19 protein-coding genes and 1 riboswitch are annotated in these 19,044 nt (G+C 49.6%); of the genes, 7 read left to right on the top strand and 12 right to left on the bottom strand.

The window, feature by feature from the left end; genetic code table 11:
* Nucleotides 1-88: 88 nt before the first annotated feature.
* The 6 genes from ccsB to K0B01_08095 all read right to left on the bottom strand — a co-directional run bounded on the left by ccsB (nucleotide 89) and on the right by K0B01_08095 (nucleotide 5,086).
* On the bottom strand, nucleotides 89-931 hold the full coding sequence (gene ccsB, locus K0B01_08120; GenBank protein ID MBW6486094.1) for a c-type cytochrome biogenesis protein CcsB: 843 nt from the start codon (nucleotides 929-931) through the stop codon (nucleotides 89-91).
* Complete coding sequence (locus tag K0B01_08115) at nucleotides 932-2,311, bottom strand: cytochrome c biogenesis protein ResB (GenBank protein MBW6486093.1); 1,380 nt, start codon at nucleotides 2,309-2,311, stop codon at nucleotides 932-934.
* Nucleotides 2,312-2,550: 239 nt separating this feature from the next.
* A complete protein-coding gene (locus K0B01_08110) occupies nucleotides 2,551-2,862 on the bottom strand; it encodes a hypothetical protein (protein ID MBW6486092.1) in 312 nt (103 codons plus the stop codon).
* A 103-nt stretch (nucleotides 2,863-2,965) separates the two neighbouring features.
* Nucleotides 2,966-3,382, bottom strand: coding sequence for a hypothetical protein (locus K0B01_08105; GenBank protein ID MBW6486091.1), 417 nt, complete (start codon nucleotides 3,380-3,382; stop codon nucleotides 2,966-2,968).
* Nucleotides 3,383-3,417: 35 nt separating this feature from the next.
* Complete coding sequence (locus tag K0B01_08100; protein MBW6486090.1) at nucleotides 3,418-4,338, bottom strand: SufD family Fe-S cluster assembly protein; 921 nt, start codon at nucleotides 4,336-4,338, stop codon at nucleotides 3,418-3,420.
* Complete coding sequence (locus K0B01_08095; protein ID MBW6486089.1) at nucleotides 4,319-5,086, bottom strand: ATP-binding cassette domain-containing protein; 768 nt, start codon at nucleotides 5,084-5,086, stop codon at nucleotides 4,319-4,321. Before K0B01_08095 ends, K0B01_08100 begins: the two co-directional genes overlap by 20 nt.
* A gap of 274 nt (nucleotides 5,087-5,360) precedes the next feature.
* Between K0B01_08095 and K0B01_08090 the strand changes: the two genes are divergently transcribed.
* From K0B01_08090 to K0B01_08080, 3 genes are read left to right on the top strand one after another with little or no spacing between them, the layout of a single operon-like run.
* Nucleotides 5,361-5,738, top strand: a complete 378-nt coding sequence (locus tag K0B01_08090) for a phosphomannose isomerase type II C-terminal cupin domain (GenBank protein ID MBW6486088.1) — start codon at nucleotides 5,361-5,363, stop codon at nucleotides 5,736-5,738.
* A gap of 54 nt (nucleotides 5,739-5,792) precedes the next feature.
* Nucleotides 5,793-6,851, top strand: coding sequence for an AccI family restriction endonuclease (locus K0B01_08085; protein ID MBW6486087.1), 1,059 nt, complete (start codon nucleotides 5,793-5,795; stop codon nucleotides 6,849-6,851).
* On the top strand, nucleotides 6,844-8,457 hold the full coding sequence (locus K0B01_08080; protein MBW6486086.1) for an SAM-dependent methyltransferase: 1,614 nt from the start codon (nucleotides 6,844-6,846) through the stop codon (nucleotides 8,455-8,457). The genes K0B01_08085 and K0B01_08080 overlap by 8 nt, the downstream gene beginning before the upstream one ends.
* A gap of 26 nt (nucleotides 8,458-8,483) precedes the next feature.
* On the opposite strand, the gene K0B01_08075 is transcribed toward K0B01_08080, so the two are convergent.
* The 6 genes from K0B01_08075 to K0B01_08050 all read right to left on the bottom strand — a co-directional run bounded on the left by K0B01_08075 (nucleotide 8,484) and on the right by K0B01_08050 (nucleotide 14,880).
* Nucleotides 8,484-9,266: a C40 family peptidase gene (locus tag K0B01_08075; protein MBW6486085.1), complete on the bottom strand. Its 783-nt coding sequence runs from the start codon at nucleotides 9,264-9,266 to the stop codon at nucleotides 8,484-8,486.
* 204 nt (nucleotides 9,267-9,470) lie between these two features.
* Entirely contained in the window at nucleotides 9,471-10,808 is a 1,338-nt protein-coding gene (locus K0B01_08070; GenBank protein ID MBW6486084.1) for an HD domain-containing protein, read from the bottom strand.
* 261 nt (nucleotides 10,809-11,069) lie between these two features.
* The gene (gene cytX, locus K0B01_08065) at nucleotides 11,070-12,299 is read right to left on the bottom strand and encodes a putative hydroxymethylpyrimidine transporter CytX (protein MBW6486083.1); all 1,230 of its coding nucleotides are present in this window, start codon (nucleotides 12,297-12,299) and stop codon (nucleotides 11,070-11,072) included.
* Nucleotides 12,296-13,165, bottom strand: a complete 870-nt coding sequence (gene thiD / locus K0B01_08060; GenBank protein MBW6486082.1) for a bifunctional hydroxymethylpyrimidine kinase/phosphomethylpyrimidine kinase — start codon at nucleotides 13,163-13,165, stop codon at nucleotides 12,296-12,298. Before thiD ends, cytX begins: the two co-directional genes overlap by 4 nt.
* The gene (locus K0B01_08055; protein MBW6486081.1) at nucleotides 13,162-13,866 is read right to left on the bottom strand and encodes a thiamine diphosphokinase; all 705 of its coding nucleotides are present in this window, start codon (nucleotides 13,864-13,866) and stop codon (nucleotides 13,162-13,164) included. Before K0B01_08055 ends, thiD begins: the two co-directional genes overlap by 4 nt.
* A gap of 116 nt (nucleotides 13,867-13,982) precedes the next feature.
* A riboswitch (TPP riboswitch) is annotated at nucleotides 13,983-14,075 on the bottom strand.
* Nucleotides 14,076-14,118: 43 nt separating this feature from the next.
* Nucleotides 14,119-14,880 (bottom strand): TatD family hydrolase, encoded by a 762-nt coding sequence (locus tag K0B01_08050; protein ID MBW6486080.1) that lies wholly within the window; start codon nucleotides 14,878-14,880, stop codon nucleotides 14,119-14,121.
* 233 nt (nucleotides 14,881-15,113) lie between these two features.
* On the opposite strand from K0B01_08050, the gene K0B01_08045 reads away from it, so the two are divergent.
* The 4 genes from K0B01_08045 to K0B01_08030 form a co-directional block, all read left to right on the top strand.
* A complete protein-coding gene (locus tag K0B01_08045) occupies nucleotides 15,114-17,687 on the top strand; it encodes a GAF domain-containing protein (GenBank protein ID MBW6486079.1) in 2,574 nt (857 codons plus the stop codon).
* Between the two features lie 29 nt (nucleotides 17,688-17,716).
* Nucleotides 17,717-18,061 (top strand): hypothetical protein, encoded by a 345-nt coding sequence (locus K0B01_08040; GenBank protein ID MBW6486078.1) that lies wholly within the window; start codon nucleotides 17,717-17,719, stop codon nucleotides 18,059-18,061.
* Nucleotides 18,062-18,125: 64 nt separating this feature from the next.
* On the top strand, nucleotides 18,126-18,686 hold the full coding sequence (locus K0B01_08035) for a hypothetical protein (protein MBW6486077.1): 561 nt from the start codon (nucleotides 18,126-18,128) through the stop codon (nucleotides 18,684-18,686).
* A gap of 122 nt (nucleotides 18,687-18,808) precedes the next feature.
* A partial coding sequence (locus K0B01_08030; GenBank protein ID MBW6486076.1) for a hypothetical protein occupies nucleotides 18,809-19,044 on the top strand: 236 nt, incomplete at its 3' end.

The raw sequence follows: 19,044 nt of genomic DNA, 5'->3' as shown, positions 1-19,044 counted from the left end.
TTTCACTCCCTTCAGGCTTATCTCTGCCGCTTGACAGGTCGAAACTGAAATTACGGATATTCAGCGGCAAAGCGTCCTTCATCCTTTTCTATCCTCCGTAGCTGTGCAAACCCGAGAGAAGCAGGTTGACTCCGAGATAACAAAAGATCGTAGCCAAAAAACCCACGATCGAAAGGATCGCAGCTTTTTTCCCTTTCCATCCCCGGGTAATCCTGGCGTGGAGGTAGGCGGCGTAGATCAGCCAGACGATCAGCGACCATGTTTCCTTGGGATCCCAGCTCCAGTATGTTCCCCACGCCACATTCGCCCAGAAGGCTCCGGTAATGATGCCGATCGTTAACAGGGGAAAACCAATGGCTATTGTTTTATAACCTACTTCATCAAGCAGGTCGGAAGCGGGCAGATGAGCGAGAAACGCCCCTTGAGTTTTAGCGGTGCGGTTTTCTGCCTTAACCTTGAACAGGTAGAGGAAGCTGACACCGAAGGAAACGGCAAAGGCAGCATAACCCACAAAACAAGTAACCACATGGGAAATGAGCCAGTTGCTCTGTAAAGCAGGGACAAGGGGCTGTATCTCGTTGGGATTAAGCGAAGCATAAGCCATGATGATAAACGGGAAAGGAGTTACAAAGGCTCCCGCCGTCTTGATCCCGAATTTTCTCTCCACGATCAGATAGGTAACGGCAATGGTCAGGGCAAAAAACACAAGTGATTCATAAAGATTGGTAAGCGGCGCCCGGCCGATGCCAATCTGGTATGATTCATACCACCGGAGCAATATCGCTGCCGTCTCTATAATAACTCCGCCCAGCAGCGCCCCGGTGCATACCTTGCCCAGCATCTCCGATCTGAACGCCAGATAAGAGACATAAAGAACCATGGCGAAGAAATATACAAAAATAGATATGCCGAACAGCAGTGAATTAGTCATCTATGAAACCTCCTGTAAACGCTTGGCGAGCCGCTTCAGTTCGCTTGCAAAAGCGTGTTTATTCTTGTTCGCCGTTCCGCCGGCGGTAAGCTCCGTCTTGCCCCTCTCGTCACTTCTTATCCTGATCCAGAGCTTCTTGTGCGACACGAAAAAGGCCAACATGATGCCGACCACCAGCATGACCGATCCCAGCCACACGAACCAGACGCCGGGATCTTTGGCGACCTGCAGCCCTGTGTATTTTTTCATATTGAAACCCTTTACCACAAAGCTATAAGTGCCGTCGTGATTCACCCCGGGTTGACCGGGGGTAATCCATATTCCCTCGGGCGGGGCGGCGGGGGTGTAGATGTTAAGGCCGATTGCCGGCCCTCCTTCGGAACCGTCGGGCAAATGAAAATGCTCCTGGTAATCTGCAACTTCGATGGTAAGGTTGGCGCCGGGGACGACCGTTTTCTGGCGAAAGGGGGTAAATGCACTGCCCAAAAGAACGCCGTTCTTATCCATGACATCGAAGGTAATGTCGGGGAAACCGCCATAACTGGACTGGTAGAAGGTGATTCCCTGATAGGTCAGCGGATCGTTAACGCGGATGGTTTTTCTGATCACTTCCTTACCGTCCTGAATGACGGAAAGATCGCTCCGGTAGTCCTTGGGCATGCCGTTGGGGTAAAAATCGACATTGAAGGAATTGCAGCGTACGGAGAAATTCAGAGTCTTGACTTCGTTTTTCCCGGCGGAAATGGCGGAGATCGTTTCCCCTTCGTAAACGTTCACATAGCCTTTGAACCCAAAAAGCGATCCGGTTATGGCGCCCGCAAAGATAACCAAAATACTCAGGTGGGTAAGTAAGAAAGAAAGCCGGCCGTACTTGCCCGTCTCGAAAAATAAATGACGGGTATTCTCCACCTCGGTCACCAAGGGATGAACGGAGAAATCTTTACCAGCCAGGGCTATCGCCTGTTTTTCGACTTCCTCGGCGGGAAGGTTATATTTTATCTTCGTCAGATCGGCAGTCAGTTCCGCTGCGAGTTTGTCATCGAGAACGACGTTTTTCTTTTTCATCCCTCTGATGATGGCGGGATAGCGATCCATCGTGCAGGCGATGATGTTTAGCGCCAGCAGAGCCAGACAGGACGTGAACCACCAACTGTGGTACATATCCAGGAAGCCGAGCTTCCCGAAAAGCTCAACTGTTCCCGGGCTCAGGTAACTGTAATACTCCTGCGGCAGTTTGTTCTGTTCAATAACGGTACCCAAAACCGAAACAATGGAAAGTACCAGCAAAAGAACAATTACCAGTTTGAGCGAAGTAAAAAAATTCCAGATACGGTCAACTATGTCCGGCCCTTTCTTGGGCTTTTTCATCTCTTCCGACATGACAATCTCCTTACATGTCAAGCATCTGCAAAATCATATTACTTATATATAAAACAAGCATCTTCAACGAAACAATGGCCAAAAACGCCGCGGATAGTGAAAAGTAAAAGCCCCCGGCACGAAACCGAAAAACATGCGGGGGCTTCAACATTATCAGACACATCAGGCAACCGGGCAGCCAATCTTCAATAACAGGATAAAAAAAGGCAACGCCGATCGCTTCCGTTCGTTCCCTAAGCTTATTTCTTATGACACTTTGCGCACTCTGTGGTGGCGAAGGCCTTCTTCCCGTCGTGGCAGGTTCCGCAATTCTTGCCCGCCTTCATATCGGCCATGGTGATGGAACCGGGGGTCTTTTTCATCTTAAACACCGCGGTATGGCAAGATTTACAATTCAATTTATCGTCAGCATGCGTTTTCCCATCGAAGACCACCTTGCCTGCACCCTTGCCTTCATATTCCACTTTTTTTCCGGGACCAACAGCCAGAGAAACACTCGCAAGACTCAAGACAAACCCAGCGATAACTGCAAAAACCAAAAATCTTTTCATAAATACCTCCCCATAAAATTTATAATTCACCCCTGTGCCAAAAAACGCCACTCCAATGGGCGCGTTATATACGCGATCAGGAAGCTTAATGTCAAGATAATTTTCACTCAAATTGCCTCAACGAAAAGCTGTTCATGTCGCGCGGATTTCCACGGTCAAATTGCCTCAACGAAAAGCTGTTCATGTCGCGCGGATTTCCACGGTTTTCTGTAAATAAGATTAAAATATTTTGAAAAATTGGTTGACTTTTTAAAACGCGGGGTACAGTATCCCGAAACGGGAACAAACAAATCAGCGACTGCGGATAATCATCGACGGAACCCGGTACCGAATAACCCATGAACCTCCGGGGCTGCCGGTGAGCGAATATACGAAAATCCAGGGCCGCTATCGACATTTCCAAGACGAGGAAATTGCATCCTTCCAGCGGCAAGCAGATGCGGATTGGTAAGAGCTCATTGTAAAAACAAAAGCCCGTGCTTAAGGCCCTGCCGGAAATCACGATTAAAGACAGGGACAAGGCGCTCTCCCCCTGAATTGTTTTGTCCTCATACTTTACCGAAGAAAACCCTGAATAATCATGTTCACCGCCTCTTCATAGGAAAGACCGAGGCTCATCAGCTTCATCAACTGGTCGCCGGCAATCTTGCCAATGGAGGCCTCATGGCTGAGTTCGGCATCGGGGTGCTCGGCCCGCAGGGCGGGAATGGTTTCGTTGGAACCGTTATCCATGATGATCGCGTCGCACTCGATATGACCGAAGCACTTTGCCCGGGCAATCATGTTCGCGTAGAAATTCTGCCGGGAGTTGCCCTTGATGACAGAACGGGAAACCATGTTGGAGGAGCTGTTTTCCCCAGCCAGGATAATCTCGTTGCGGGAAACCGCTTTCTGGTCGCCCTCGGTCATTACCCGCTCCATGATCAACAGGCTGCTGCCGAGGCCAAGCACCGCCTCGTTGACGCGGTTCGCTTCATCAACGCCGCCTATCTGGGTGAGCTCCATCTCCGCGTGGGCATTCTCCCCGAGAAAAACCTTTGTGGTTGGGTTCAGCGACCTCTTCCCGACTCCATTGCCGCCGGCAAAGTGTTTTTCCACATACTTGACCCGCGCCCCTTTTTCAATGCGAAATTCGTGGATGCCCTCGTGTCCTTCCGGCTCGGGGCCGCCGCAGTGGATTCCGCAGCCGGCGATGATCGTGACGTCGGCGCCGGCGCCGACGATGAAGGTATTGTAAACCACGTCGTTGAGACCGCTTTGGCTGAGAATGACCGGGATGTGAACAGATTCGTTGATCGTCCCCGGCGCAATCGTAACTATAATCCCGTCTCTCTTTTCGTCGCTCTCGATATTTATGTTGGCGGATATCGAACGTGACTCCAACTTGCCGTTTTTTCTGATATTGTAGGCGCCCTTGGGGATGCCCTCAAGATCCGCTACGGTCTTCAAGAGAGCCTTATCTAAAGCACTGAGCATCTTTTTCTCCTTCCGGGCACGGGCAGGGGCTGAAACTGCAGATCCTGAAATCGTTCAGCATCGGCAGGGCATTTTCCAGATTTCCCTGATACATTAATTTACCCTGATCAATAATCAGGATGTTGTCAGCGGCCTCCAGAAAGGAACGGTTGTGGCTGACGACAATCGTCGTGGTCTGGTGCTCGCTCTGCTCTTTTTTCAGAAGGTTGACCATCGGCATGATGGTCCAGAGGTCAATCCCGGTATCCGGTTCGTCATAGATGGCAAGCTTGGGATTTCGGGCAATCGTTGTCGCCAGTTCTATCTTCTTGATTTCTCCCCCGGAAAGCGTCGCGTCAACGGGCTTGTCGAGAAACGAAAGGGGACAAATTCCCACTCTTCTGACAATCCCGATGAGCTTTTCCTCGTTCTCCGTCCTGGCGGCAACCGACAGGAGGTCCCGGAACGTTATCCCCTTGAAACGGGCCGGTTGTTGAAAACTGTATGCAATTCCGGCATTCGCCCGCTCGGCGATCGTCATGACCGAGATATCTTTCCCCTCGAAATGGATGCTCCCCGCGGACGGCTGGTTTATCCCCATGATCAGCTTGGACAAGGTCGTCTTGCCGCTGCCGTTGGGGCCGGTGATCGCATAGAACTTCCCCGCTTCAAAAGTGAAATTCATTTTGTCAATGATATCACGCTGTTTTTCTCCGTTTTTCTCGTCCTTTTCCGTTACGGAAAAACACAAATCCCTTAATTCCAGCATAACCACCTCTGCTACTTTTTAGCGACGTCCGACACGCCCTTTGGGCATCTGTTCCCTGTTGACGATACGCGGACAAGCCAAAAACTGCGCCTCGCCGCTTTTGCCTCGGCATAATATTTAATTCTCGGTTGTTGTCAATCAATAATGTCAAAAAAGTTTGACAGTGTCTTCTTAAAATGTTTATTGTCGCATTCAGGGATATTCACAGAATGGGGAGTTTTGCAGCTACCTCTGAGGACATCTTTAAATTACCGAAAAATTATTTAAGGAACCTATGCAACCATCTGACAAGAAAACCGCCGACCAGAAGATAGACAGCGATCATCGCCCCTGGGGCTTTTACGAAGTTCTCTCCGACGCAGCGGACAGCAAGGTAAAGCGAATCACCGTCTATCCGGGTCAAAGGCTCAGTCTCCAGCGCCATTTTCACCGTTCGGAACACTGGTACGTAGTAAGCGGCGAGGCCGTTGTGACCAGAAACGGCGAGGAGATCAGCCTGAACTCCTGTCAATCCGTGGATTTGCCGGTACTTGCCTGGCACCGCATCCGCAACGTCGGCACGGCAAATGTGGTTTTTATCGAGGTGCAGACCGGCGACTATTTCGGAGAGGACGATATCGAACGCTCAGAGGACGACTACGGGAGGGTGTAGCGGTAAGGATGTTCATATCTCCCCGTTATGCTTAATAATTAAGAAAGATATTGTATGTACAAATACGACATTAGTGACCTGATTGAACAATCGCCGCTGGAAATTAATACTGAAATACAAATGTGCGGCCACCCACCGACGATGGCAAGCTCTGAATTTCTTACGAACAAAGAGCAGGGCGATTGGGCAGAAAAAATTGTTTCTAAGGCAATAAATGAATACTCAGATGATTATTTTGCTGTTGAGTATGGACGTTCTGAATCAATAGCCGCAGGCGATGACGGGTTTGCCGATTTCTATATGGAATATCAGAGTGAGCTCAATGCCATAGGGAAAAGACCGGATATACTAATATTCAGGGTCAGCGATTTCCCCGCGCGAAGTATTGATATCGAAAATGATGAGCACATAAGGCGAGCGGTGGCTGCTCTTGAAGTTAAATCAAGTTCGTTTTTAGCAGATAAGTATGCGGCGTTCATGCGCAGCAGGCAACAGCAGGCCATTAATAAATGCACCGAAATCAAAAATGCAATTTTAAACACTGCATTTGACAATCTATTAAGGCGTAAAAATGAGACAATCTACAATCTCATAGCAAATGCTACAGATGATACATTTAAAGAATTGGACTTTCGTTGTCCCTCATGGTCATTAACAAAAGAGTTGAGAGATTTAACAGCATTATTGAAAGACATAAAGGAAAACATCAAGATATTGCATAAACGTGATTATTTGAGCATTACCCCCAAAATGGAAGATATTGCCCTCGTCAACCGGTGGATACAGCAATACAATGTCAAACATTTCTATCTACAGGTATTTTTTGACAAAGCCTATATAATATCCTTTAAGGATATTTTGACGTTGATCTCAAACGATAACAATGACGGCAATAATTTCTCTATTGAGCGAGATGTTAAAAATCAAGGTAAAACTACGATAAAAATAAATGTACAAGTTGGGAAAGAAGTCTTGGGAAAGATCGATATGCCTGGACATAAATCCGCCATGAAAGAATTAGACAGAGGCCGGCTACTGTTTTACGTCGCCTTTGAAGGCGGGAAAGGATATCTTGATAACAAAATATTCCTAAGGGATGTTATTAATGCGTGAATCAAAATACATAGATGAAACCCCGCTTAATCACAGGAAAGATTATGGCCAGTTTTTTACGCCCCCCCCCGTTGCCCGGCTTATGGCAAAATGGGTTATTAAAGATAATCCGGGAACAGTTATAGATCCTGCATTTGGTTTAGGCGTTTTTTACGATGAAATAATAAAAATTAATTCAATAAATCAAGTGGCGTTCACTGGATACGAGATTGACAACCATATCATCACTTATCTTAATCATAACGGCAAAAGTCAAAACCTGCGAGTTATCAATACTGACTACCTGGAAGCTGACGTTGGCTCTTTTGACGGGATAATCTGCAATCCTCCCTATATGAGGTTTCAGAAATTTCTTAAACGCCATGACATCCTGCCAAAAATCGAAGAAAAAATAGGGAAAAAACTTATTGGGTACTCGAACATATCTTCTGTATTCCTTGTAAAGTCATTAACGGAGCTTAATATTAATGGAAATTTGGCGTTTATTATGCCCTTTGAGTTTTTTAATACCGGCTATGGGAGAGAAATCAAGAAAAGTCTCCTCAATAATCATTTGTTAAAGCAAATAATAATCTTTTCAAATGAAAAAGAAATCTTCCCCGATGCTACAACAACCGTTTGTGTGCTTCTTTGTAAAAATGACGGGAAAAAAGAAAACATAAAAATAACAGATATCAAAGCCAACGAAGAACTTGATGGAATATCTGATATTAATAATTTCTATCAGAAAGAAGTTACGCCTGGGGATTTGCCGTACAACAAAAAGTGGTCTCCTATTATTTTATCATTATTCTCTGAACGAGAATCACCAAATAATTTTTGTAAATTGTCTTTATATGGTTCGTTTACCAGGGGCATAGCTACCGGCGCAAATGATTTTTTTGCGCTAACAAAATCAAAAATTGAGAAGTATCACCTATCGGGAAATAATTATTGTAAATGTATTGTTAGAAGCTCCCAAATACGAAAAGCTGTATTTACGGAGGATGATTTCGATAGGCTTTATGATGAGGATAAACCGGTTCATTGTTTAGATGTAAAAGATCATGCGAACCAGGAAATACAAAAATACATAAAAGAAGGCGAAAAACTGGGGTATCACAAGCGGTATCTTACAAAAACAAGGCATCTCTGGTATGAAATTGAAAACAGAAAACCTGCTCCAATTTTGTTCGGCGTTTTTAGCCGCGGGCGTTTAAAGGTTATACGAAATTTCACATCGGCCATAAATTTTACATGTTTCCACTGCTTTTATCCAAATTTGTTTGGAGAACAACTTACCAACAAACTGTTTGTTTATTTGCTAAGCGACTTCGGGCAAGAGATATTGAAAACTAATAAACGAAGTTATGGGGATGGATTAGATAAGTTTGAGCCAGGCGATCTCAACGATAGTTTGTGCCCAAACCAAAGTCAATTTGAAATAATGGATGACAGGGAGGCCGAGGAGGTGATTGATAAAGCTAAAATTGATGAAGATTCAGCAATTCAAATGAGCAATAATTTGATGGCAAGAATTATGAGCGCTCAACAAGGCGCTGCACCTGATCGCTATTTTAGTGCGCTTCATAGCGGCGCGGCGGAGCTTTGTCTATCAGGAGAATAGTTCGGGAAGTCGGCAAGAAATCCGCCTCACAGGTACGATTTCGCCCCGACGAAGGTGCGGCGGAAATAATCCCTTGCCAGGGTGTCGATTCTTATTTTCTTGCCGCTTCCCGGGGCGTGGATGAACTTGTCATCACCGATATAAATGCCGACATGTGAGACCTTGCTGCCCACCCCGGCGAAAAAAATCAAGTCCCCCTTCTGTACCGAAGAAATTTCCACGGAATTTCCTGCCGCAAATTGCTCACGGGAGTTGCGCGGCAAAGCCATGCCGTTGAGCTGGTAAACGGTCATCGTCAGGCCGCTGCAATCGAAACCCGTCTCGGCGGATTCACCGCCCCAGAGGTAGCGAACCCCCAGAAAGCTCCGGGCGGTTTTGACCAGTTCCTCCCGGAAATAGGCGTCGCCGCGTTTATCCCTCCGGGAAGCTGAGTATTGCTCGGGACTTACTATGTAGAACTCGGCGATTACCCCCTTCTGCCTTAGTTTCTCAGCAAGATCGCGGGCCTCCTTTTTCGAGACAAAATTGCCGAAACGAACCTTGTAGAGTCCCTCGCGGGCGACAAAATAGGTTGAATCAAGCCCGTCATCCTTTAACCGACGGGTAAAGACCGCGGCGTTCTCCGCACTGGCGAAGGCCCCTGCCTGAATGGTGTATCCCAGGCGCGGCAGGGCTTTTTTTTCAATGACCGCCGTTCTTTCAGGATGGGGCGGGAGGCGGCGCACCAACGGACCGCTACACCCGGAAAACATCAGGACAAATACCACTGTCAAACCGCAAAGAAGAGCTCCTGCTAAAACTGAACGCATTCTTCGAAAAAATGAAAAATTATAACCAGAAAAGCTCTTGCAAAACTCAAAAAATACCGTCACCCCCGAAAAAGCGAGGGAGAAGAAATTCTTTAAAAAACAGGGTTGTAAACATGAAGCTGCGCTTTCCCGCTTGCGCGGGAATAACAATCTCGGACTTTTGCAATTGGCTTTTAGCATAATCGATAGCTTCAAAATATATGGTCAATCACAATTGCCACCCCCCCAGCGCCTACGCACCAATGCCCGCGCTTCCGCGGCATCGACAATCTCCCCGGTAAGCTGCGCCTCTTCGACGGCAAGGAGCATCTCCTTGAACGCCGGACCGGGAACGAAACCCATTGTTATCAAATCTTTACCTGTTAATAGCGGGGACGGCCGGAGTTCCTCCACTGGATACTCCTGCATTTTTTGCAGGCAGAATTCATAATAACCGAGCATCCCGTGGCTTCCTATGCAGTCGAGGCGGTGGAGTTCAAGATGCAGGTCAAAATCGGGCATCCGCAGAAAACGCTTCAAACGGGCCGTCCGCATTTTGGTTACGTTCATAAACATCATGTGTTCCCGGATCAGGGCAAGGATTGTTTCCTTATCCTGATTGGAGAAGCGCAGCCTTGCGAGTATCCCCCGCGCTGCCTCCACCCCCCGTTCATCGTGACCGTAAAAATGAACGCCCCGCTCGTCCTCGAATCGGGTCATGGCCTTGCCCACATCGTGGAGCAAAACCCCCCAGGCAAGGCGCAAATCGACCTTTTCCCCGGGACGCGGCAAAAGTGCAAGCATCCGCTGGGTATGCTCCCAGACGTCCCCTTCCGGATGGAAGGCAGGGGGCTGCGAAACCCCGCGCAGGGCTTGAACCTCCGGCAATATCTCTTTCAAGAGTCCTGAATCACTAAGGAGTTCCATCCCCCTTCTGGCCCCGCCGCCGACAAGGATGGCGGTTAGTTCAGCGGAGATCCGCTCGGCGCTGATGCACTTGATGGCCTCTGCGTTTTTCGAGATGGCGGCAAACGTGCCGGAATCTATCTGGAAATTGAGATTGGCCGCAAAGCGGATCGCCCGGAGCATCCGCAGGCGATCCTCGGCGAAACGCCTCTCAGGGTCGCCGATCGTGCTTATGAGCTGTCTTTCTATATCACGGCGGCCATTTACATAATCGCTTATTTCGCCTGTCTGCGGGTTCATCAACAAACCGTTGATCGTGAAGTCCCGCCGCAGCACATCCTCCTGGACGGTAGCGAAGGAAACGCTGGAGGGCCGACGGCCGTCATTATAGCCTTCCTCAGTGCGGAAGGTTGCCACCTCGTAGGTTCTGTCCTTTTCGACTACCAGGATGATGCCGAAGCTCTCGCCCACCGGGATCGTTCGGGGAAATATCTTCCGCACCTCCCCGGGGTGCGCGGAGGTGGCAATATCGTAGTCCCCCGGATTCTTGCCCCGGATAAAATCCCGGACACAGCCGCCGACAAAATAGGCTTCATGTCCGGCATCCTTCAGTCGGCGGACAATGTCGGCAGCAGCGTTAAAATCAGGATTGAACATAATTTATATAAAACTCCGCGACGGACTTCCGTCAGAAAGGGGGATGAAAAATTGCAGGGCGAACCCATCCCCACCCTTGCCCTCCCCTTGAAGGAGGGAATTTGAATGCAATGTTTTCAATAAGTTGATGTACTTTTCCGGTGAAAATAAAATTTGTGCCAACAATATAAATATCTTGAATGATGGCTTTTCTAGGGCTAAACGTTCCGGACGCCACAAAGTGCGGCACTGCATTTCATTCCTCTTTGTAACGGCTCAGTGTCAGGGATGTTTCACCCCTGAAGACAGCTTTGACGGATTTTTCACCAACATCTTCCAACATTTGCGCAGCAGAAAGTGAAGCAGCGCCGTGAAAACAATGGTGGTAAGCGTAGCCCCGACCGGCAGATCGATTGCTTTTATCAGATAATAGAAGGAAATTCCAATAACAAGGGAAGCAGTGGCTACGCCGTCAGCCCTTAGCTTGCGGTTGTCCTGTCTCACAACAAAGTAATCTACGAGCAGGATCGCAATCAGCGGCGAAAAAACCGAGCCCAGCAGGTAGAGAAAATCGGTATAACGGGACATCGGAAAGATCAGGGCGACCAGTGTGCCGACCAAGGCAAAAAGAAGCGCCGCAACCCGATCGCTGATTTTGGGAAAGATATTGAGCAGCGATATCCCCGCGGAATAGACGTCAAGAAAGGTCGTCGTCACCGTGGAAAGCCCGATGATCGCCAGGGCCGTCAATCCCAGGTTAGCGGCCAGCATGATCCTCGTCGGATCCGGCGAACCAAAGAGCAACGCTCCCGCCAGCCCGATGAAGTACATCCAGCAACTCCCGATGAAGTAGCCCAGAAACGGGGCAGTCAGCGCCCCCTTTTTGGTCTTTGCCAGCGAAGTATAATCGGAGATTAAGGGAAACCAGCTAAGCGGCATGATGATTGAAAGCTCAAAACCCATTCCGAAAGCCCCCTTCCCTGTCGCCGCCCCCATCGTGCCGGCCGGACTGGTGCAAATCACCACGCTCATCACAATCGTCAAAATGAGAAGCAGCGAGGCGGCGACGGTGTTGATCACCTTGAATCCCCTGACCCCCCAGAATACCCAAAGCCCGACCAGGGCACCGATCGCGAACGACATGACGACCGGATGGTCGAAATGCCAGAGGGAAGCGGCAATGCTGCTCATCGCAGTCCCTCCTTCGATGATCATGATCGCCGTCCAGCCGACAAGCTGCAGGATATTGATGGCCGAAATCAGGTATGATCCCTGTTTGCCGAACGAGATCCGCGTCGAGGCAATGGCCGGAAGCCGCTCCCGGAAACCGATCAGACCTGCCAGCGCCAAAAGCACTGTCCCGACCAGGTGACCAAGCAGTATCGCCAGGATGCCCCGCTTCCACCCCAATTCCGCAAGATATCCCCCCGTCAGCATCTCGGCCACGGAAACAGCCGCCCCGAACCAGAGAAAAAACAGACTCACGCCTGTCAAACCGCCCTTCTCTTTCATGATTTACCCTCATTTTCCTGACTTTTCCAATTCTCCGGCGGCTTCGCATCGCCATTTGCGAAAAGCGGCGCCAGATGGTTGGTCGGTCCGTGCCCCTTGCCTATCCGCCAGGCATGCCGAATCGCCTCGGAGATGTAGCGTTTTGCCTTTTCCACCGCTGACGGCACATCCATACCCTGGGCCAATAATGTTGTTATCGCCGCCGAGAAGGTGCAGCCGGTGCCGTGGGTGTCCTGTGTGGCAAAGCGGGGGGAACTGAAAATTCTGCACCCTTCCGAGTCGCAAAGCAGATCCGCCGCCTCGCCGTCCAGATGTCCGCCCTTCATAATCACATATTTCGGCCCCAGTGTGCGGATAATCTGCGCAGCCTCCTTCATGCCGGAGAGATTATTGATTTTGATGCCGGACAGAACCTCCGCCTCCGGAATATTCGGGGTAAGAATCAGGGCAAGCGGGAGGAGTTCCGTCACGAGCGTTGCCATGGCCTCTTCGCGAATAAGCGCCGCCCCCCCCTTGGCAATCATTACGGGATCGACTACGAGTTTTTCTATCCCGTACTGCCGTATTTTGGCAGCCACAATTCTGATTATGCCGGAGGTGGACAACATCCCGGTTTTTGCCGCGTCAATCCCGATATCGGTCGCCACCGCATCGAACTGGGCGGCGACAAATTCCGGCGGGACTTCCTGAATCGCCGTAACGCCGAGGGTATTCTGGGCGGTAAGCGCCGTGACAACGCTCATCCCGAATCCCCCCAGCACCGTAATCGTCTTTAAATCCGCCTGGATGCCCGCTCCGCCCCCGGAATCGGAACCGGCTACCGTCAGCACCCTTTTTGGTACATTAACAACAAGCTCCGTTCTCATCTCTCCTCCCCTTCCGGAAAAACGTCCGGCTGGAAATACCTGATCGCCAAAAGCAGCCCCGAACCGATCTCTATTAATCCCCGGTTTTCTATAAGCCGGTTACTGACGCCGTAAGGATAACCCATCTCCATTTCACTGTTTTTTAAAGGATATTCAAAACCGCTAAGTGCAACCCCGGTTACCTTGGGGGTGACGGGCAAAAGGGAAACGGTTTGGCCTTTTTCCCCTTCCAGAACCGCCTCACGAGCGATCATGAAAACCTCGCACCACTGATCGACCAGTTTGATCAGAACTGCCTGCTTCAGCCCACGGGAAAGAAGAGAGAGATTCGCCAGCGTATGGTCGAGCCGCTTCCCCAGGGCACCCCAGATCCACACCTCGCGAGGTTCGAGCGCGAGGGCTTCCTGGAGCGCCAGTTCCGTATCCGTCTCGTTCTTTCTTCGCGCATGCCGCACAATTCGGCATCCCAATTCTTCATAACGGCGGAGAGTTCCAAGGTCTATGGAATCCATGTCGCCCACCACAAGATCGGGAATCCGCCCGACCATTTCGAGATGACGGGCGCCTCCGTCGGCGCAAATAACCGCCTCCGGCACTTTTTCCGCAAGCTTAAGCCGGAAAAATTCGCGTCCGCCGAGCTCCCCGCCGGTGATGATAAAGATTATCTTTCCGGCTTTCACAACATCTTGCGATTCAGCCATATCCGCTGTTCCTCTCCGGGTTTATCATTCTTCTTTTTACGGGGCGCAATCGTAAAAGTCGCCTGTAAAACAAAGAAAGCCGCACCCCCAATCAAGGATACGGCCACAAAACGCGACAGGAAAAACCTATAATTCCCTACGCTGGCATTACCCAGATCAGGTTCAACGGGTATTATCTCAGCCTTAACCAGGCACCCCTTGCTTTAATCGTTGTTTTTCTACCGCATAAATCTTCCTTTGGCAAACTTTTTTTCAAAAGGCAAAAAGCTGCCTGGTATTCCGTTCCGTCGCCGCCTCCAGTTCCTCAATCGTAATTCCCCTGATTTCCGCAACCCTCTGCGCCGTCTCGACTACGAAGGCGGGTTCGTTGCGCTTTCCCCGGAAGGGCTCCGGGGCAAGATACGGGGAGTCCGTCTCTACCAGGAGCGCATCCGCAGGCAAATATCTTGCAACTTCCCGCAGTTCTTCAGATTTTTTATAGGTAACAGGGCCGGCAATAGACAGATAAAACCCCAGGTCAAGGCACTTTTTCGCCATTCTCCGGTCTCCGGAGAAGCAGTGCAGCACCCCGCGCAGCCGCCCCTTTCTCTGCCCGAGAAATTCAAGAGTCTCCGCATGCGCCTCCCGATCGTGAATAATAACAGGAAGCTCGAGCTCAATCGCCAGATCAAGCTGCTCGGCAAAGTGCTGAAATTGCAGTTCGCGGGGAGAGTGGTTATAGTAAAAATCAAGTCCGATCTCCCCGATGGCCACAACCTTATTCCTTTGGGCAAGAACCCGCAGGGAGTCATAAGTCGTTGCGTCAATGTCTTTCACCTCATGGGGATGAACCCCGACCGATGCATAAACAAGATCATAAATACCGATCATTTCCACCGCCTTGGCGCTGTCGGGAACGCTCGTTCCCACCACAATCACCGCGACAAGGCCGGCAGCTCTGGCTCTCTCCACAACATTATCCCGGTCTTCATTGAATTCATCCATCTCCAGATGCGCGTGGCTGTCGATCATTATTTTTATCCTCCAGGTTGCATTCATTTCAATGCATCTTCTTCCCCCAGAGCAGTGCCTCTTGTCAAGAGCGGATGCCGATACGAATTTTGTTGCAGACCTTCTTTTCCTATGTTATTTCTCCTGTGTTTTTGAAAATGTAATAAGAAAATATGATCCAATTTTATGACGAACGGCTTTTCCGTCTTATCTGGATCTTCTTCAACATGAGACGGATATATCAACAGATGGGCATCATGGAAAAAATACATTCCCTATCTCTCGAAAATAAAAACCTTCGCTACCGCCTCACCCTGATCTTTTCCTTCTTCTTTTTTGCCCCGTTCTTTGGCCTGTTATACTTCGGGCTGAAATATAATATGATTCAGGATGAATTTCTGCCGTTTTTCGTCGTCATGCTGTTAATATCGCTGCTCATCGGCTACGTTCTGATCCGTCGCGTCTTCGACCGCATCAGCGGCATTTACCGGCAGGCAAGCGATCTAACCAAGGGAATCGACACCCTTGACCATCCCTCTGCTAAAGACGAACTGAGCGGAATCCTTGATTCATTCCAGGTTGTCAATAACGAACTGAAAAACAGTTTCGGCGCCATGCAAAAACGGACCGCGCAGCTCTCAACGCTGAAAGAACTCTCCGATCTCTGCTATATCACGTTTGATAGTGGCGATCTGTTTTCGATTACCCTGGAAATGGCGATGAAACTGACAAAAGCCGATATTGGTTCCATTCTGCTTATCGAAGGAAAAGAACGCGACACACTGGTCGTGCGGGCCACTTACGGCATGCAGGACCATATCGGGATCGGGGACCGAATTGACTTTTCGACAAGCATTGCCAAATACGCCATAATCAACAAATCCCCCTTGCTCGTTGACGATATTGAGAAGGACGACCGTTTTGGCAGGGAAAACCGGCCGCAGTACGCGACAAAATCATTTCTATGCATGCCGCTTAAGGGCATGCAGGAGGTCTTTGGAGCCCTTACCCTCTCCCGGCGGGCGGAAAACATTCCCTTTTCCGCCGATGATGTCGAAGTTCTGACCCCCCTTATCAGCAATGCCGCCATCACCCATGACAATCTCCATCTCAGGGAGGATTACAAAAAAAGCCTTCAGCAATTAGAGGCTTATGCAGACGCTTTGGCGATTCTTGGCTCCAGTTTGCGCAATGGGGAACTGCTGCACGCCATTTTGAACCGAGTGCAGAAGGACATCCCCTTTGATATCGCGGCAATATTGGAAATACCGGAAGAAAATAGTGAGCAGACAGCAATTCTGGATGTTATATCCACGATTCCAACCGGGCTGTTTGCCGACTCGAGATGCAATTTTATCGGGTCTTCGTTAGAGGTGCCCCTGAAACAGGGAAACATTCTGTCGATAAACAACGCCATGGAGCTCAAACATCCCCTCGACCAGAACATTTTCAGCATTAATTCAGTAAAAGAAGCGGTGCTCGCACCCCTAAAAATCGGAGGAAGGGTAATCGGGATAGCCGTCTTTGGTTCCCTTGGCCCCGGCGCCATCGGCAAATACGAAAAACAGATCGGGGATGTCGCCTCCCTTCTTTCCATTGCCGTCGAAAAGAGTCACATTTACAGGTCGCTTTACAAACGTCATCAGGAAATGGATTCCATCCAGCAGATAGGCGGGATCCTTGCAGCGTCAACCTTCGACCAGCAGCAGGTCCTCAACCACACTATGGAGATGATCCGTACAACCATCAACGTGGAGGCGGGAAATCTTATGCTCCTGGAGGATAATGCACTGGTGTCAAAAATCGCTTTCAATGTTGATCCCTCCATTGACCTGAATATATTTCAGTCAATCCACACCCCCTTTGGTCTGGGAATTGCCGGTTACTCGGCAGCCCGCGGTGAATCGATTATCGTTCCCGATGCGCAAAAATCCCGACACTTCAGCCCCGAGATTGATCTGAAGATCGGTTTCCATACGCGCTCCGTGCTCTGCGTCCCGCTCATCTCCCGGGGACGGGTGCTGGGGGTAATCGAAACCATCAACAAGATCGACGGCGCTTTCAACGATGCTGACCTGCATTTGCTGCAGTCGATCGCCACCTCCGTCAGCATCGCCCTGGAAAATTCCCGGCTCTACCAGGAGACCCTCTCGATGGCTGAGCATGAAAGGGAAATTCGTAAGGTATTTCAAAGGTTTGTTCCCCACGAAATCGTTGATCAAATTATTTATAACGCCGCAGAGGGCAAACCGCTTCCGGAAGAGTTGAAAACGATCACCCTTCTAAACATCGACATTCGTAATTTTTCCAATCTTTCCAGGAAGATGGGTCCTCAGAGAACGGTCGCCATCTTAAATCGTTTTTTTGCCGAAATGGGCGAAATCATCTTCAGCCACAGCGGAATTGTCGATAAATACCTGGGTGACGGCTTTTTGGCCCTTTTCGGCGCCCCTGTTTCCAGTTTGACAGATGCCGAAAACGCCGTTCGGGCTGCCCTGGAAATGAAGGAACGTTTCCTCTCCATTAACAGCTTTTTGGTCAGTGAAACAGGTTTTCCGCTGTCGATGGGGATCAGCATCCATACGGGCGAGGCGGTCGTCGGCAACATCGGCTTCGACAAAAAAATGGATTACACCGTCATTGGCGACTCGGTGAATGCGGTTTTCCGCCTGCAGTATCTGACCAAAACCATGCCCAACGGCATTCTGATCAGTGAAAAAACTCTGCGGGCGGTCGTATCGCCGGCACTGGACGTCCAGGAAATGGGCAGATGCGATCTCGGCAGCACTCTCGGAGAACTTGCCATTTACGAACTGCTCGGTTTTAAATAACACATCTCTCCCCATAGAAGCCCCGAAAAATGAAAAAACCTTTCTTTACGTCCGTGATTATCGGCTCTCTATCAATTGCCTCTGTCGCTTTTGCCGATCCCATCGGCGGAGGCGATCTGACCTTTAAGCCCTGGGAAGCGCTACCGGTAGTCTTCAGCCATTATCAACATGTGAAAAAATGGGGGCTTAAATGCAGCAACTGTCACTACCAGTTTTTCCAAATGGCCCAAGGTTCGTACAAAATGAATATGGAGAAAATCACCAAAGGTGAATTCTGCGGGAGATGCCACAATGGGCAGACGTCATTTGACGTGCGGGACTCCAGGAATTGTTCCCGCTGTCATCGTCCATCTCCATCCGGCGAGCGGAAATGACTCGCCTGACTTCCCCCCGAGGCGCTGAAAAGACCGGGAATGATTTTTATTGATGCCGAGGCTTATGAAGACTATTGAATCTCTCTATGACCTGCTATCGCACATTCCCCTCGTTTACCCGATCTATTTTTTTTACGGCGCCGCCTTCCTTTTTCTGGGCATTTCCATTTTGGGCAAGGACTTAAAGGCAAGCGATCTGCGCCTCTCCGACAGCCTGTGGATGCTGGGAACTTTTGGATTCATCCACGGCTTCCATGAATGGCTTCAACTTCTTCCCCTAATCCAGGGGGAACACATGACGCTTCAGGAAATCTACCTGATCAAGTTGATATTGTTCTCTACTCTTGTCCTCTCCTTTTCGTTTCTGTTGCAGTTCGGCCTGTCGCTGATCAGCGCCTTGGATAAAAAGCAACTAAGATGGATAAAGGGGCTACCCTCTGCGCTATCCCTCTTGTGGGCTGTTATTCTCTGGAGGAACGGAAGGCCCAACGATCTGTTTTCGTTATGGCAGGTGGAAATAGGCGTTCGCTACACCATCGGGCTCATGGGCGGGCTCGTAACCGGCTACGGACTCATCCGATACTCTCACGAAATTAAAAGCATGAGCGAACCCGTTGCAACCTAAATTCCCGACAAAATTATAACAAGGATCGTGCAAAGACATTATAAATCAAGGGTAAAGGCAATTTTTGCTTGACTTTTCTACCCCTTCATTGGTACAATTATACCAATGAAGGAGGTATTTATATGTCGCTTGTCAATGTGAAGAACAAGAACAATGGCGTTACATACGTTTACGAATCATCCGGGTACTGGGACAAAAATAAGCAACAGGCCAGGAATAAACGAAATTGCATCGGCAAGCTTGACCCGGTAACCGGCGAGTTCGTCCCCTCCAAACGCCTTGATCCCCGGCAGGCGGCGGTCCGGGATCCCGCGGTCACCGCATCGGCGCAGGTCGTCGGCCCAGCGGTGGTGTTGGA

The organism is Syntrophobacterales bacterium (genome assembly GCA_019429105.1).
Lineage (GTDB): Bacteria > Desulfobacterota > Syntrophia > Syntrophales > UBA5619 > DYTH01.
The sequence above is the reverse complement of the archived record's forward strand: the minus strand, read 5'-3'. Positions and strand labels throughout refer to the sequence as shown.